The following is a 15,572-nucleotide window of genomic DNA, read 5'->3' on the forward strand; positions in this document are numbered from 1 at the left end:
ATATGCCGCCGCCCCCCGACGGGCAATGGGCCGGATCGAAACTGTAGACAGTTCAATTGTCCGGTTCCTATTGCCCATCGGGGGGTGGCTCTGCTGAGGTTGTCTTGGAGGCTGCCTTACCCAAGCCGGAACCCCTCATCAGAGGGACCAATTAGGCTTAAAACCAGTCATGATCCTGTGCCTCACGCTGTATCCGTGCGGAAAGATCCCGGGTGAGTTCAAGCACCTTCACTGCATGGTCCAGCCCCAGAGATCCGGTGCCACAGCTTGGCGTTATCAAGGTCTGATTTAATATTCTGGATCGCTCAAGCCCCATGTTTTCCAGTTGTTTGAGTTGTTGCAACCACATGTCATAAAGGGATTCCGTGGATGCCGTGTCAATATATTCCGGGCTGGATGTGGGCACAATGCCCCAGGCCAGCATACCGCCCCTTTGGATAAATGTTTTTAACTCTGGTTTGTAAAGAACCAGCCGATCAAAATATGAAAATGCATCAAAATTTATAATGTCCGTGCCCGATTCCAGTGCCAGGGACCAGTCGCCATTGGCGCAGATGTGAATACCTGCAAGACCGCCCCCCAGGTGAATGGCATCAATGCAGTTACCAAGAGATTCAACGATCTGTTCCCTGGTGATGCTGATATAGGTGGAAGAACCGAATCCCACCACCCCGGGTTCATCCAGAAAAATAATGGGGGGGGTATTGCAGCCAAGGCCGGAAAGCTGTAAAACCTGCCACAGGGCTTTCATGGCGATCTGTTTGGTGACAATGTCTCGCATCTGCTCATCATAAAAGAGCAGTTTTCCTGCCTGATCCTTGATGCCGATCCCCATGGTGATGGGACCGGTAACCTGGCCTTTGACTCCCAGGGGAAGCGCATCAAGGCCCTTGATGGTATCCATGAATGTCAGGAAACCTCGGGCCGTTTCAGCTGTCAGGGCAAACCGAGAGGTTTCAACCAAACCCGGGTTTTCCATGATGGTAAGGTAATCCTGGTAAAAACTGAGCACCTCCTGGTCAAAGGTTTCACCTTTGGTGTCAATGTACACATCTTTATTGTCTTTCCGGGTCAGTCCGGGCATGCCCGGTGCAAATTGAACCACCATCCCTTCTTCCAGATGCCGGGGAAGCTGTACCCATAATGGAATTTCAGGGGTATAATCCAGCATGAGATGGGTGGCTTTGACATGATCGTCCATGGGAAGGCTGCCCACTAGAAGCGGACGGCAGCGGGGAAAAAACTTGTGGGAGGATGGGGCAGATAATGACATGACTGATGACTCCTTTTTCAGGAATTAACGATAAAAAATAATCATCAGTTAGTAGCACGGGGATAAAAGAATGGAAAGACTTCTTGGAAATAAGTGGGGTCAGGCTTGTAACCAGGCCCATCTGCGATCTTGAGGAAATGCTTCGGACAGTTTACAAAAACTGTCCGAAGTATTGAAAGGATTAGACTAAAAAACTCCGAGTCCCGGAATTCTTATTTTTCAAGCTTAAAGGAGACTTTGAGTTTCACACGATAGGCCACAATGCGATTGTCTTCCAGACGCATATCCATCATGACTACCTCTGCGACACGGATATCGCGTACACTGTTGTCCACGGTGGCGATGGCGGTTTTGGCGGCATCTTCCCATGATTTTTCAGACATTCCAACAACTTCAATTATTTTGTATACACTGTTTTCCATAGACTCCTCCTTTTAGATTATGATTTCAACCTTCGACATTGGCACAGATGTGACTTAAAGCCCACGACCTGAACGTGAAAGTTGAGAAATAATCTTCCATGTCATTCCGGGACGGTCATGCCCGTTAAATAAAAAATGATGCCATGAAAGAATGAATAACAAGGTGTGTCCGATATGGGTGAAACACCACTGAAGTCAGAGAGGAAATAGATCTGGTCAGGAGAATTGTTTAATCCTGAAAATCATCATAGCAGTTTAAATCTATACCTGTAAAGGGCAATGAGAATTTTTCTGGGATAAGGATATCTGATATTTTTGGTCTTGAAACCATGGGCATGCAGTGATAATCTTTGTAGGTTTATCTGTCTCGTAACTTTCAGGTATCACATACGTTAATCATTTTAGGATATGCTGGCCAGGATTTGCAAATGCCCCACATTATTTTGATCCAGCCTCCGGTGGAGGATTTTTATTTTACGTTTAAGCGAAGTATTCCCTATGGGCTGGCAAGCATTGCAGCAAGTCTGATCCGGAAGGGATTTTCCGTGGAAATTCTGGATGCCCTGGCCGTGAAAAAATCCATGATTATTCCATATCCAGAGGAAATGGCCTCCCTTGAAACCTGGTATGGTGATTCTGATAGTTCTCATTTTTCGCTTTTTCATCATTATCGCCATTATGGGTACAGCTTTGAACACCTTGGTAAGATTGTCCGGGATAAGACCCCTTTTCTGGTGGGCATTTCCTCCCTGTTCACTCCCTATGCTGACATGGCACTGCAAACGGCCCGGATGGTGAAAAAGTTTTATCCTCATTGCCCCATTGTGCTGGGAGGTCATCACCCCACCCGGTTTCCCCGGGAGGTATTGGACTGTGACAGTGTGGACTTTGTGCTCCAGGGAGAAGGTGAGGTGTCCATGCCCCTGCTTGCAGAAATACTGGCTGCAATGACAGGGAAAAATATATCGGGAAATTTTAATACAAACCTGACACACATAACACAGGAACAGGAAACCCGACTGACCCAGGTGCCGGGCATTGCCTTTCGTACCCGGTCCGGAGCAATGCATGTTTCCTCCACAGCCTGGATGTCTGATCTGTCTGCCCAGGCTCTGCCGCAACTGGATCTGATCAACCAGAAATTTTATTCTCGAAAGGGGCGGGGCAGTGCCGTGGTGGTGGCAGGGCGAGGATGCCCCATGCAGTGCACCTATTGTTCGGTGGGGGCATCATCCACCCATGCCCGGTTTCGGCTCAGACCGGTGGAACAGGTGCTGGCTGAAATTAAATATTCCGTGGAGAATCATAGCACAGGATTTATTGATTTTGAGGATGAAAACCTTACTTTGAATCACAGCTGGTGCCTTGCCCTGCTTTCGGGGATCCGAGAAATAACCAATGATGTGGAGCTTCGTGCCATGAATGGCCTTTATACGCCGTCCCTGAATGACGAGCTGGTGAAAGCCATGAAGCAGGCTGGTTTCAGAACCCTGAACTTATCCCTGGGTTCCAGCTGTGCCACGCAGCTTAAGGCCTTTCGCCGTCCGGATGTCAGGGCCTCCCATGATAATGCTCTGGTCCTGGCAGAAAAACAGGGCATGGAAGCTGTGTCCTATCTAATTGCGGGTGCACCGGGTCAGAAGGCGTTGCAGTCGGTGAAGGATCTTTTGTTTCTGGCATCCAGGAGAACCCTTGCCGGTCTGTCCATTTATTATCCTGCTCCGGGCAGTGTGGATTATGATGTCTGTCGGGAAAGGGGACTTTTACCGGATCATTTTTCCTTGATGCGTTCCACGGCGTTGCCCATTGAGGACACCACCACCCGTCTTGCATCCGTGACGCTGCTTCGCCTTGCCAGAATTTTGAATTTTATGAAATCGTTGAAAGATCAGAAAATCTCGCTTCCCACGGCCCATGCCTTCAATAAGCAAGCGGACCTGGACCCGTCCCATCGGCAGACATGTTCCCTGAAACTTATCCAGGGGTTCCTCCACGATGGGCAAATCAGGGGTATTACCCCCGAAGGCAGGGTGTTTAAACATAAGATAGATCTGGATCTGTCCCTTGCATTTGTTGCCGGATTGTCCCGGACACAGATTCGGGGAACCCTTTAGCTCTCCATGGGGTTAATTTTAGTTAAGCTCATATTCTGCTTTGGGTTATCTTCTGGATCTCAGCCTCGGAAAGACGGCGGCCCAGCCGGGCACTTTCATCCTTGATTGTCCGGGTAATCCGGGGCAGATCCTCCGGCACAAAGTTAATCTGTTGTGCCTTCAGATACTTTTCAACAAGCCCCCTGCCGCACAATACATTTAGGTAATATTTTTCCGTAAGCCCCAAGCCAAAGGTTGTGTTGGCATGGGTTCCAGCCACATGGGTGCTAACGGCATCGCCAAAAAACGGTGTGTTGTAAGACAGAAGGGGCTCTCCGGTCTGGCGGGAACAGATAAAGTTAACATATTCATAATATTTTTTGAACAGGTCGATCTCTTCAATTTTCAAGTTCATGGAGTGGTTCTGATCCCTGAGAATTTTCCCCACAGAAAAAAGATCGCCGATACCGTTGCGCTCGCCTATGCCAAGGGCACAAACCTCCACAAGTGTGGCACCGGCAACAACCCCCATGACAGTGTTGGCAGTGGCCATGCCAAGATCATTGTGGCAGTGAACACTTATATTCGTGTGTGTCCCGGCAGACATTTGCACCATGATTTTCACAGCATCATGGAAGGTGTTGGGGGCCATCTGCCCAGATGTGTCCGGCACGGAAAGGATATCAATGGAAAGGGTATGGATGAGAAAATTCCCATATTGTTCCAGAAAAAACCGGGGGATATTTCCAATGTCAAGCATGGCCATGGAAATGACGGCTCCGGATTTTTGGGACCGCAGGGCCGTCACCGTGTCTGCAATTCTTGCCAGGGATTTGTCTTTTGTTGCGGCATCATCTTCGGGTTGGATGTGGGCATGGAGATGAAACTGATTTATGCCGGTTTCAAGGAGTATCGGTACATCTCCGGGATGGGCCCTTGCCATGCCCGCCACCTGTATGTGGAAATTTTCTTTTACAACAATGTCCTGGAGGTGGGCCACAGTATTTTTTTCACTGACATGGGCCGGGGGATATCCTGCCTGGCAGATGTCCACGCCAAGCTTCTGTTGAAAGTTCAGAATTTGTTGTTTTTCTTCGCTGGAAAAGACAATCCCCCGGTGCTGCATGCCCTCCCGGAGGGTCTGATCCATGAAGATGATTTTTTGTGCTGACATGGATGGGCCTTGCCTTCTTTTAGAGTTCAAAAGTGGGGGATTGTCCAAGTGATTTATGCTGATTCTTCCCGTTCTTCCAAAACAGTTTTCAGCACTTTAAGGGCCGTGTTCGCAGAGGGAACTCCCCCGTAAATGCTGGTTTGAAAGATTACCTCGGCCACTTCTTCACTGGTGCAACCTACGTTCAGGGCAGCATGAATATGAAGTTTCAGCTCTTCGGGCCGGGCCAGTACAGCAAGGGCAGCCACTGTTACCAACTGCCTTGTGGGGTGGGGTATTTTTTCTCTGGAGTACATTCTGCCGGTGATGTAAAGGGACATGTCCTTTGCCAGCTCTTTGTCAAAATGCTGCCACAGTCCATAGGGTTTTTCCTCATCCTTTACGCCTTTAAAGTAAAGAGTTGCCGTGTCTCTGGTGCGTTTTGCTGCTTCTTTGTCATCCATATGGTTCACCTTATTTCATTGAAAGGGTTTGGTCCTGAACTGCCAGTACCCGCTGGGAGCGGATTTATATTTTTTCGAAGAAAGTCACACCAGTGAAGGATTGTCAAGGGTTTTCATTATTATTATGGGTTGACGCATGCCATGAATCCGGCTAACTTTATGACTGGCGTTTCAGGCAGCCTTCATTTATTCTTCAGACATTTCAGGGGTGACGCGTGACAGAAAGCAAGATACCGCAGAACAGCCAGGAAAAAACCTCTTTTAAATCCTTTCATGAGCTTATCGCCCTTCGCGTGGAAGAAATTCTTTTAATATCAAGCCCATATGATGCCTTTATCATGCAGGAGGACGGTCGACTTTCCGAACGAATTATCCATGAATACCAGGGCTTGAACCTGAGCCGTCCCCCCCGATTATCCTGGGTTTCCAATGCGGCGGAAGCACTTGGCAGCCTTGCGACGCTTCCATACGATCTGGTCATTGTAATGCCCCACATAAGTGACATGGACTCCTACTCTCTTTGCAGTAAGATAAAATCCCTTTATCCGGATCTGCCAGTGTACTATTTTGCCTATGATGCTGGCAAGGTGCTGGAAGATCGACAATGCTTCAATCGTGAGATTATAGACAGGACCTTTATATGGGGGGGGAATACTGATCTGCTGCTGGCCCTGGTGAAGAGCCGAGAGGACAGCATGAATGTGGATAAAGATACCTCGCTTGCCGATGTGCGGGTGATGATTTTTGTGGAAGATTCTCCATTGTACCTGTCTTCTTTGCTGCCCTATCTCTACAAAGAAATTGTCATGCAGACCCAGGCGGTGATGGATGACTCTTTAAATGAACAGGAGCGTATCCTGAGGATGCGTACCCGTCCCAAAATACTGGTGGCGGAAAATTACGAACAGGCATGGGAACTGTATGAGAAATACAAGCCATATCTCATGTGTGTAATTTCCGATGTCCGGTATGAAAAACAGGGCAGGGATGATCCCGAGGCCGGGATTAAACTCTTGACAACCATTCACCGGGAGCTTCCAGATATTCCACTTCTGATGCTGTCTTCAGAACCTGACAACCGAGAGCGGGCCGAGACCATTCCCGCCTTTTTTCTGGATAAAAATTCATCCTCACTCCACGCTGATATCCGGTTTTTTTTTGTACATAACCTGGGTTTTGGAGATTTTCTGTTTCGCATGCCGGACGGCAGGGTTGTCGCCCGGGCATCCAACCTGCGAAGCCTTTCAACTATTCTTCATTCGGTGCCCGATGAGTCCATTGCCTACCATGCCGATCTGAATCATTTTTCAAGGTGGCTCATGGCCCGCTTTGAGATGAAGCTGGCTGCCGCCATTCGTCCCCTCAAGCGGAGTGATTTTTCCAGTACCATGAATTTAAAAGAATCCCTGGCCCAGGCTATTCGAGATCGCCTTAAAATTAAGCAAAAGGGATTGATATCTGATTTTGTCAAGACAGGGTATGACTCGAACATTGATTTTGTAAAAATTGGAAAAGGTTCCCTGGGCGGAAAGGCCAGGGGACTTGCATTCATCTCCAGCCTGTTTCAGGAATTATCTGACATTCAGGATATGTTCCCGGATGTCAATATTGTCCTGCCACGTATTGTGGTGATCACCACAGATGGATTTGATGCCTTTGAACAGGCAAATGATACCCGGAAATTTCGAAGGGAAATTCATTCAGATGTGGAGATTGAAAATTATTTTAAAAAGGCAAATTTCCCTGAATGGCTGAGCAATGATTTAAGAACCTTGTTACGCCATACGGAAGGCCCTCTTGCGGTAAGATCTTCCGCCATCCTTGAAGATGCCCATTACAGGCCCAGTGCCGGAGCCTACAACACCTATATGCTGCCCAACAATCATCCCAAGATTGCCGTACGTCTGGAACAGCTGATCCAGGCCATCAAACTGGTGTATTCATCGGTTTATAAAGAGGCCCCCAGAGTGCTGGCCCGCAATACCATCTATCGTCAGGAAGAGGATAAGATGGCCGTGATTATCCAGAATCTGGTGGGAAGCCAGCACGGCCACCATTTTTATCCGGCCATCTCCGGTGTAGCCCAATCCTATAATTTCTATCCGGTGGGATATATGAAACCGGAAGAGGGTGTGGCACATATGGCGTTGGGCCTTGGCAAGATCGTTGTGGACGGGGGGGTGGCCATTCGATTTTCACCAAAGTATCCTGAGTTTCTGCCCCAGTTTTCCACGGTGGAGACTATCTTAAAAAACGCCCAGCGCTATTTCTATGCCCTGAGAATGCGGACGGAAAAAGAACCCTACATGACCTCACCGGAAATGGAGCTTGAAAAGATTGACGTGGATAAGGCCCTGGATCATGCGCCGGTGATACAATTTTCCAGCACCTATTTCCCCGGGGATGGCCGCATCCGGGATGTGTTTAATAAAAAAGGCTACCCTGTACTGACCTTTGCCAGTATTTTAAAATTAAAAACCTTTCCCCTGGGTCAGATTATTTCCAAATTGCTGGAGGTGGGCAGGCACGGCATGGGGGGGCCGGTTGAAATGGAATTTGCCGTTGATTTTCATGAAAATACAAAGCCGGAGTTCTGTCTGCTTCAAATTCGTCCCATGATTGTCACCCAGCACACGCTGGATGTAAGGATCTCCCCGGAAGAAATTAAACAAGCCATCTGCTATTCAGACAAAGCCATGGGCAGCAGCCAGGAAACCCCAATCACCGATATCATATATGTAAAGCCCCAGGCCTTTGATACGGGCAAGACCATTGAAATTGCCCATGAGATTGGGTCAATGAACCAGGTGTTTAAACAGGAAAAAAGGAAATACCATCTCATTGGTCCGGGGCGGTGGGGTTCCACGGATCCTTGGCTGGGAATCCCTGTTAAGTGGGGGCAGATCACCCAGGTGGCAACCATTATTGAAACCACCTCAGAAAAACTCAGTGTCGAGCCCTCCCAGGGCAGCCATTTTTTTCATAATATCACCTCCCTTGGAATCAATTACCTTTATGTTTCCCAGAAGGAAAAAAATATGATTGACTGGCAGTGGTTGGACAGCCTTCCGGCGCTAAAGGAAACCAGTTTTTTAAGACACATTCGCCTGGATAAACCGGTCAGGCTTAAAATAAACGGAAAGGATTCCATTGCAGTTATCTTGAAAAGTACAAATGCCATATGACAGATGGGATCTGGGTTTACCATCTGTCAGCTCAGGCTGCCGGTTGGGTTTGACAGATACTTTGATCAAGCACCGCCACTATAAATACCGGAGTATTGAACCATGGAATTTCCTTGCCATAACGATATTTCATATTGTAAGGTTCATCAATGATCGTGACGGGTGGCCCTTGTTGTGACCACGCACCAAAACTTATTGCATAAAAGCAGAAGAATAACTAAATAACTAACCCCAGAATACCGGGAAAAGGAGAATGAAACAGGGTATGGATGACCATCAACCGGTTAACACCCCCCTTGTGGTGGCGCAACTGGCCAGTGTATTGCCTCTGGAAAATTATAAACATGTCTTGGAATTGTGTCGTCTGCCCCTGAAAAAGGGAAGAGAAAACCTGGTACTTAAGGCTCTGGAATTTGCCCATAAGCATCATGAAGGACAGACCCGCCGGTCCGGAGAACAGTACATCACACATCCCATTGCGGCAGCTGAAATACTGGCGGGCACACTGGGCTTGAAAGATCCGGAGCTTATTGCCGCTGCCATTCTCCATGACATTGTGGAAGATGTTCCGGGATTGAGCATCCATGATCTCCGAAGTCGGTTCGGCAAAAATGTGGCGGCCTTTGTGGATGGATGTACAAAATTGAAACTCTCCCGACTGAATGCCACCCAAAGTAAAGACCTCACCTATCAGAAGATGGTGTTAATGGCCAGCAAACACCCGGAGATTCTTCTGATCAAAATGGCCGATCGCATGCACAACATGGAAACCATTGGTGCCTTGCAGGAAAATAGACGACAACGAATCGCCCAGGAAACCATGGAGGTATATGCCCCCCTGGCTGCCAAATTGAATCTGTTTACCCTGAAGCGACGATTATATCACCTTTCCATTCAGCAGCGGTTTCCAAAGAAAAGTAAACGCCTGATGGGGATGCTCAACAAGTTCATGGAGTCCCGGGAAGTGTCGGACATGAAAATGGGCTTTGAGGCCGCCTGTGCAACCCTTCCCTTTCCGGTGAAAGTCAAATCCCGTTTGAAAACCCTGTGGTCTCTATATTCCCCGGCCAAAAAAACCCTTGAACGTGAAAATGCTGAAAACATGGTGGATTTCACCATTGTCCTTGACACAGATATCATTCCGGAATGTTATCGAGTGCTTGGCATGGTCAATCAGCTGTATTCTCCGGTGCCCAAAAGCATAAGAGATTATATTGCAAATCCCAAAACCAACGGTTACCAGAGCCTTCATGTGCGAATCCTGTGTAAAGATCGAAAATATCTTGTGAAAATACGCAATGAAAAAATGGATCAGGTGGCCCGGCGTGGCGTACTTCTTCACTGGGATGATAAGGAAATGTTCCGGGAATATCGCCAGATGATCAGTGATGCACTTAAAAATATCGGTGAATTTCAAGGTTCCCCTGCCGGTAGAAAAAATTTGATCGGGCAGCTGTCCGAAGACCAGGAAATATTTGTGTATACCCCCCGGGGAGATATTGAATATCTTCCCCAGGGAAGTGTGGTACTTGATTTTGCCTACAAGGTACACACCACCCTGGGAGATCGCTGTAAATATGCCTGGGTGAATAATCTCCGGGTGTCCCCCGGGTACCAGCTCAGCGATGGGGATATGGTTAAGATTGTTACGGATAAAAAATCCCTTGGGGTGGGACCGGGGTTTGAGCAATTGTGTAAAACCCCCAAGGCCAGGAATGCCGTTAACCGATATCTCCAGAAAAGACGCCGGGCCCATGCCATTAAAATCGGCTGGGATTTTTTATTGCAGGAGATGAATCGACATGGACTTCCCATCCATTTTCTTTATTCACAGGCCATGTCGGATTTTTTGATTTATAAAAACTTTGAAAATTTGGATGCTCTGTTTGAAGCGGTGGGTCAGGATCATCTTCAACCCCGGGAAATTTTGTGGGAAATGGCCTCCATTCTTTCCCAGACCGGACGAAAGGCAACTGAAAGTCTTGGCTCCCGCAATTTCATCAATGTGGCCGAGGTGGAACCCGGGGTTCATAAATTTTCCATGTGCTGTAAACCTCTTCCCGGTCTTCCCGGCACAGTTGCCACCTTGAGTAAAAGGGGCGTTTCATTTCACCGGGATCATTGTCGAGAATACATGGCAAGCAGCAGTTATTCCGCTGAAAAAATTTTGGATGTTTACTGGGATATGAGTGGTTTGTGGAAAGACCCTCTCCAGTTTAAATTATTTATTAAAGGGAAAAATGTGGGGGAATGTCTTAAACTCATTGCCCCGGCACCAGATGAAGTGACAATTCATCAAATTGAACAGACCGGAAACCAGGGCAAAGGGGTTACCATGCAAATTTCCATCTCCAGTCTTAATGCTTCAAGACAATTTTTTGAATGTTTTGAAAAATCCAATTGCCATGTTGCCATAGAGGGGTATGGAAGGGACAGTATCAGCTTTTAAGGATATTTCTTATCCCGGGAACTTTATTTAAAAACTGGATTCAAGGTGGCAAAGCAGACCATTTCCCAGATAAACGGCCCCACTGCCACCCACCTGGCATCGGGGCGGGGGCTTGGTATTGTGGATGATCTTGCTGCAACCGGAACGGCCATCATGGGCACAAGCTCCCTGGAAGATCTTGCCCAGGTCAAGGCGGCATGTCGGAGGAAGTTAACGGTATTGGGCAATCTAAACGGCATTGAGATGTGTAACTGGACCCCGGACCAGGCAGAAGATGCAGTGAAAAAAGCCATTGCCGCCGCCGGACCGGGGGGGGATTTCTGTTTTCCCCCCAACATATCGTTTTTTTGTGTTACGGCCAGGGGGGGCATCAACATACCGTATATGCACCGTTTAAGCTGGAAGCACCGTGTGAAGTTGAACAGCGATTGGTGGCCTTGTCCGGCCGCCATGCGTTTACCGAATCAGGCACCGGATTTGTCTTTAAAATTTACTGCAATGATGCGCCCCTTGGTGTCATTGAAGTCGACGATCTTGCCTTTCCCCAGTATATGGAAAATTATCTTAATCTGGCACTTTTCCTGATAAAGCATCCCGATACCGCCCTGATACTTTTGGATGTGGTGATGGAAGAGGATCTTGCCGGGCTTAATCTGGTGAGATATATCCGCAATGATTTAAAAAATCATACGATCCGCATTGTACTTAGAATTGGTCAGCCGGGGGTTGCACCGGAAAGGGACGTGATCAATCAATATGAAATTGACGATTATAAAAGTAAAACAGAATTGACCTCAGAAAAACTGATCACAGTCATAACCGTTGGCTTGCGGACCTACGAGGCCATGCTCACAAAGGATCACTATCAGGAAAAACTTGAGCAGGAAGTGACTCGAAGAACCGCTGCATTGCAGCAGGCCCTGGATGAAATAAAAATGCTTCATGACATCATTCCCATTTGTTCCCATTGCAAAAAAATCCGTGATGATGCGGGGTGCTGGAATCAGTTTGAGGCATATATACAAAAACATTCCGAAGCGCGGTTCAGCCATGGTATCTGCCCGGACTGTGCCAGACAATTTTACCCTGATTTTGATTTACCGGATGATTCATAGAATATAAAATCCAACGGAGAATTATTTATCATGTTTTATGCAGATTTACACAACCATACCACGGCTTCCGATGGTGACTATACCCCGGATGCCCTTATAACTACCATGAAAGATCTGGGGGTTTCTGTGGTGGGCGTAACGGATCATGATACCGTGGGAGGGCTTGAAACAGCCCTGGAATCGGGACATGCTCTCGGGGTGGAAGTTGTACCCGGTGTGGAGGTGTCTGTGCGTTTTAAGGAATCGTTTTTCACCGGTACCCTGCATCTTTTGTGTTACTTTAAACCTGATCTGATTCGGGATCATGCATTTGTAACTGCTCTGAATGCAACCCTTGGAAAGGGGCGGGGAGAGGCTCTGATCCGAACCCGGGTGGCAGAGATAAACCGTTGTTTCGGGCCGGGAAGTAAAGCTCCCCTGTTGTCAAGACCCATGACCCATGATGAAATTGCCTCCTATGCCCCTTCGGTTTCCCGGCGCCATTTTGCCAAAGCGCTGAATGAAAAGCATGCAATTACAGATCCCCAACAGGTCAATCACATCATCGGAAATAGGAGCCCGGCCTATGTACCGTCGGGGATTGATATCTCAACTGTGGGAGCCTTTACATCGGCATTCCCGGTGATAACGGTGCTTGCCCATCCGGCAGCGGGTTCTTTTCCCGGTGAGGGGCATTACAGTGAGGTGCTTCCTCCGGTGGAAATCGTGGAGAGACTGCTTCCCCGGTTTTTGGATATGGGGCTTCATGGCCTTGAAATAAATTATCCGGGTCATACCTTGAATCAGCAGAAAATGCTGCAGGGATGGGCAGAACAATACAATCTTGTGGCCACAGGGGGATCTGATTGTCACGATGAAATCCATCGTCCTGCCGGGGTTGCAGGCATATCAAAGCACGAATTTGATATTTTTAAATCCTGCTTTTGATCAGAAAACAAACTCTACTCCAAACCCGATCATCAACACTGACGTCCTAAACTTGAGTTAACAGATTTACATTTGACATGAACCCATGTACAATAATTTAAAAATCCGGACCATCAACTTGCAAGAATTTATAACTGATCAGTAAATTTTAAGGGCTTGATTTTTTAGGGAATTGGGGAAAGTTACAGGTGTTCGCTTATAATGAGGTTTGCACTGAAACAATGGGGGAAAAATTATGAAAAAAGTTGTTTTAATTTTAATGCTTATCGTATCAGCTTTGTTCTTGCTTCCCTTTTCTTCATTTTCCATGGATATTGGAATGAATCTCAATTCTGTTTCAGACTGGTCAACAGATCATGTGTTTTTGGATGTTTTTAAAAAGGCAAGAACTTGGAGTACACAAAATATCGATGACTCCGGTTCATGGAATACAAAACTTTCTAATGATATTCCCAAAGATATTAACGGGTGGCCGGTTCAAGTGCCTTTTTTATCCTCGGGATCAACGATTCCTCAGACAGTTCATACACTGGTGACCGTTGTTGAAAGCGGAGCATATACGCTGACCTTTGAGGGCAAAGGGACTTTCACCATCAGGGGATCCGGGGGTGCTCTAAAGACCATTAATTCAGATACAGATGGGATTAAAAAAATTGTTTTTGATGTTGCGTTGGGCACCAAAAATACAGGAACCATCTGGCTGGAAATTTTATCCACAGACAGAAGCGATTATTTAAAAAACATTAGAATCCTTACACCTGGTTATGAAAACAACCCATCCAATATCTTTCATCCGACTTATAAATCAAGATTGAGTAATTTTTCAGTACTTAGGTTCATGGATTGGGGCAGAACCAATGGGTCACCAGTGGTCACATGGGAAGATCGCACAAAACCCGATACGTACACCCAAGCCGGTGACAAAGGTGTGGCCTTGGAATATATGGTCTCGCTTGCCAATGATCTGACAAAGAATATGTGGATATGCATCCCCCATAAGGCCGATGATAATTATGTGGTCCAGTGCGCTCAAATGTTGAAAAAAACGGTGAACCCAACTCTTAAGATTTATGTGGAATATTCCAATGAGACCTGGAATTCCAACTCCTCATTTCCCCAGACAGTCTGGGTACAGGACAGAGGGCAGGCATTGGAACTGAACAATGACCGATGGAAGGCAGGTCAGATGTATGCAGCGTTGCGATCTGCTGAAATATGGGCCATTTTTAAAAACGTTTTTGGAACCGAAATGGATTCAAGGGTTGTAAAGGTTCTTGCCTCTCAGTCGGTGAATTCAGGAATATCGGAGATGCGCCTTGGGGTTTTTAACGACAGGTTTTTAAATCCAGGCGGAATATTTCCCGATGCGCTGGCAATTGCCCCTTATTTTGGAGGCCATGTGGCCAATGATATCGTGGATAATCAGCAAGTAGATTCCATAAGCGTCGCAGACATATTAGATCTGGCACATCAGTCCATACAATCGACTCTGCCGGAAGAAATTCATGCCCAGAAATACCTTGCTGATGAATATGACCTGGATTTGATCTGCTACGAGGGGGGACAGCATCTTGCAGGAACTTTGGGCAATGAAAACAATGACACCCTCACAGAAAAATTAATTGCAGCCAATCGTTCTCCGGAAATGGGGAGTCTTTATAGGGAATATCTCACCCTGCTTCAGCAGCATGGGGTAAGCCATTTTAATAGTTTTTCCTATATTGGGAGTTATAATAAATGGGGCAGTTGGGGAGCTTTTGAGCACCTGTTTCAGTCATTTGATGATGCTTTTAAATTTAAAGTTCTTGATACCTGGATTGATGAAGATCCATCTCCTTTAGAACCAGAGAGTCCTGTGGAAGCTAGCTATACCCTGGTACAGTCAAACTTTACAGGTGAGAGCCCGGCATTGAACATTCCATGGGGCCTCACATATGTGTGTCATTCAAATGTCTTGTATCATGGTTGGTCCCTGGGAACTGGTGTAACGCCCATTGACAATGATGATGTCCTTGCCTTTTCCATCTGCAATGAAAAACCATTAAGTTCTATTGATACTGCCCTTGCAAAACAACAGTATGTCGCTGTTTCCGTGGAGCCAGCCTCTGGATGGCTCATTGATCTTGCTGGTGCCTCTGCTAGTTTAACCATTCGTCGCCTGGATAATCATGGGGGACATCAATATGCTGTATTCTCAAGTGTCGGGGGATTTAATAGTGGCGATGAAATTTTCGTTTCAGAATACTATGATTCCTGGAAAGTGAAGGATATTGAGCTGTCCTTCAAATTTCCCCAGGTGGGATACACGGCCATTGATGGTGTTATTGAGTTCCGTGTGTATCCCTTTCAAGCCCAGTATTGCGGTAAAAAGCTTGCCATATCTGGATTTACCTTGGAAGGCGAAATGCATTGATCACGCTTCTTCCCGAAGCAAATAGAACAGTCGGGTTTACATTTCATTGCTCTTCAGAGGGTGCTTGTTTCAATCCCC

10 protein-coding genes and 1 pseudogene are annotated in these 15,572 nt (G+C 47.0%); 7 read left to right on the forward strand and 4 right to left on the reverse strand.

Features of this window, described 5'->3' with window-relative positions; translation table 11 throughout:
• Positions 1 to 157 precede the first annotated feature (157 nt).
• Positions 158 to 1,273, reverse strand: coding sequence for a uroporphyrinogen decarboxylase/cobalamine-independent methonine synthase family protein (locus ACYQ2M_RS18540; RefSeq protein WP_459917868.1), 1,116 nt, complete (start codon positions 1,271 to 1,273; stop codon positions 158 to 160).
• 212 nt (positions 1,274 to 1,485) lie between these two features.
• Positions 1,486 to 1,695: a dodecin family protein gene (locus ACYQ2M_RS18545; RefSeq protein WP_459917869.1), complete on the reverse strand. Its 210-nt coding sequence runs from the start codon at positions 1,693 to 1,695 to the stop codon at positions 1,486 to 1,488.
• Positions 1,696 to 2,123: 428 nt separating this feature from the next.
• Here ACYQ2M_RS18545 and ACYQ2M_RS18550 point away from each other — a divergent pair, with 428 nt between their 5' ends.
• Positions 2,124 to 3,809 carry a B12-binding domain-containing radical SAM protein gene (locus tag ACYQ2M_RS18550; protein WP_459917870.1) on the forward strand — a complete coding sequence of 562 codons (1,686 nt, stop codon included), beginning with the start codon at positions 2,124 to 2,126 and terminating at the stop codon, positions 3,807 to 3,809.
• Positions 3,810 to 3,837: 28 nt separating this feature from the next.
• Here the strand turns inward: ACYQ2M_RS18550 and ACYQ2M_RS18555 are convergent, their stop codons facing one another.
• Together ACYQ2M_RS18555 and ACYQ2M_RS18560 are read right to left on the reverse strand one after the other, a co-directional pair.
• Entirely contained in the window at positions 3,838 to 4,962 is a 1,125-nt protein-coding gene (locus ACYQ2M_RS18555) for a hypothetical protein (protein ID WP_459917871.1), read from the reverse strand.
• Between the two features lie 53 nt (positions 4,963 to 5,015).
• Positions 5,016 to 5,405 (reverse strand): carboxymuconolactone decarboxylase family protein, encoded by a 390-nt coding sequence (locus ACYQ2M_RS18560; protein ID WP_459917872.1) that lies wholly within the window; start codon positions 5,403 to 5,405, stop codon positions 5,016 to 5,018.
• A gap of 215 nt (positions 5,406 to 5,620) precedes the next feature.
• Between ACYQ2M_RS18560 and ACYQ2M_RS18565 the strand changes: the two genes are divergently transcribed.
• The 6 genes and pseudogenes from ACYQ2M_RS18565 to ACYQ2M_RS18590 all read left to right on the forward strand — a co-directional run bounded on the left by ACYQ2M_RS18565 (position 5,621) and on the right by ACYQ2M_RS18590 (position 15,494).
• Positions 5,621 to 8,590 carry a PEP/pyruvate-binding domain-containing protein gene (locus ACYQ2M_RS18565; RefSeq protein WP_459917873.1) on the forward strand — a complete coding sequence of 990 codons (2,970 nt, stop codon included), beginning with the start codon at positions 5,621 to 5,623 and terminating at the stop codon, positions 8,588 to 8,590.
• Between the two features lie 265 nt (positions 8,591 to 8,855).
• Positions 8,856 to 11,039 carry an HD domain-containing protein gene (locus ACYQ2M_RS18570; RefSeq protein ID WP_459917874.1) on the forward strand — a complete coding sequence of 728 codons (2,184 nt, stop codon included), beginning with the start codon at positions 8,856 to 8,858 and terminating at the stop codon, positions 11,037 to 11,039.
• A gap of 18 nt (positions 11,040 to 11,057) precedes the next feature.
• A pseudogene (locus ACYQ2M_RS18575) lies at positions 11,058 to 11,333 on the forward strand (methylcobamide--CoM methyltransferase MtbA); the annotation flags it as partial.
• Positions 11,334 to 11,476: 143 nt separating this feature from the next.
• On the forward strand, positions 11,477 to 12,154 hold the full coding sequence (locus ACYQ2M_RS18580; RefSeq protein WP_459917875.1) for a response regulator: 678 nt from the start codon (positions 11,477 to 11,479) through the stop codon (positions 12,152 to 12,154).
• Between the two features lie 30 nt (positions 12,155 to 12,184).
• Positions 12,185 to 13,081: a PHP domain-containing protein gene (locus tag ACYQ2M_RS18585; RefSeq protein ID WP_459917876.1), complete on the forward strand. Its 897-nt coding sequence runs from the start codon at positions 12,185 to 12,187 to the stop codon at positions 13,079 to 13,081.
• Between the two features lie 235 nt (positions 13,082 to 13,316).
• Positions 13,317 to 15,494 carry a hypothetical protein gene (locus ACYQ2M_RS18590; protein WP_459917877.1) on the forward strand — a complete coding sequence of 726 codons (2,178 nt, stop codon included), beginning with the start codon at positions 13,317 to 13,319 and terminating at the stop codon, positions 15,492 to 15,494.
• Positions 15,495 to 15,572 lie beyond the last annotated feature (78 nt).

Source organism: Desulfocicer niacini, from assembly GCF_054657595.1.

Bases quoted from the DNA above. Each gene is read 5' to 3' on its own strand.
- ACYQ2M_RS18540 (WP_459917868.1), bottom strand. From the start codon at position 1,273: ATGTCATTATCTGCCCCATCCTCCCACAAGTTTTTTCCCCGCTGCCGT.
- ACYQ2M_RS18545 (WP_459917869.1), bottom strand. From the start codon at position 1,695: ATGGAAAACAGTGTATACAAAATAATTGAAGTTGTTGGAATGTCTGAA.
- ACYQ2M_RS18550 (WP_459917870.1), top strand. From the start codon at position 2,124: ATGCCCCACATTATTTTGATCCAGCCTCCGGTGGAGGATTTTTATTTT.
- ACYQ2M_RS18555 (WP_459917871.1), bottom strand. From the start codon at position 4,962: ATGTCAGCACAAAAAATCATCTTCATGGATCAGACCCTCCGGGAGGGC.
- ACYQ2M_RS18560 (WP_459917872.1), bottom strand. From the start codon at position 5,405: ATGGATGACAAAGAAGCAGCAAAACGCACCAGAGACACGGCAACTCTT.
- ACYQ2M_RS18570 (WP_459917874.1), top strand. From the start codon at position 8,856: ATGGATGACCATCAACCGGTTAACACCCCCCTTGTGGTGGCGCAACTG.
- ACYQ2M_RS18585 (WP_459917876.1), top strand. From the start codon at position 12,185: ATGTTTTATGCAGATTTACACAACCATACCACGGCTTCCGATGGTGAC.
- ACYQ2M_RS18590 (WP_459917877.1), top strand. From the start codon at position 13,317: ATGAAAAAAGTTGTTTTAATTTTAATGCTTATCGTATCAGCTTTGTTC.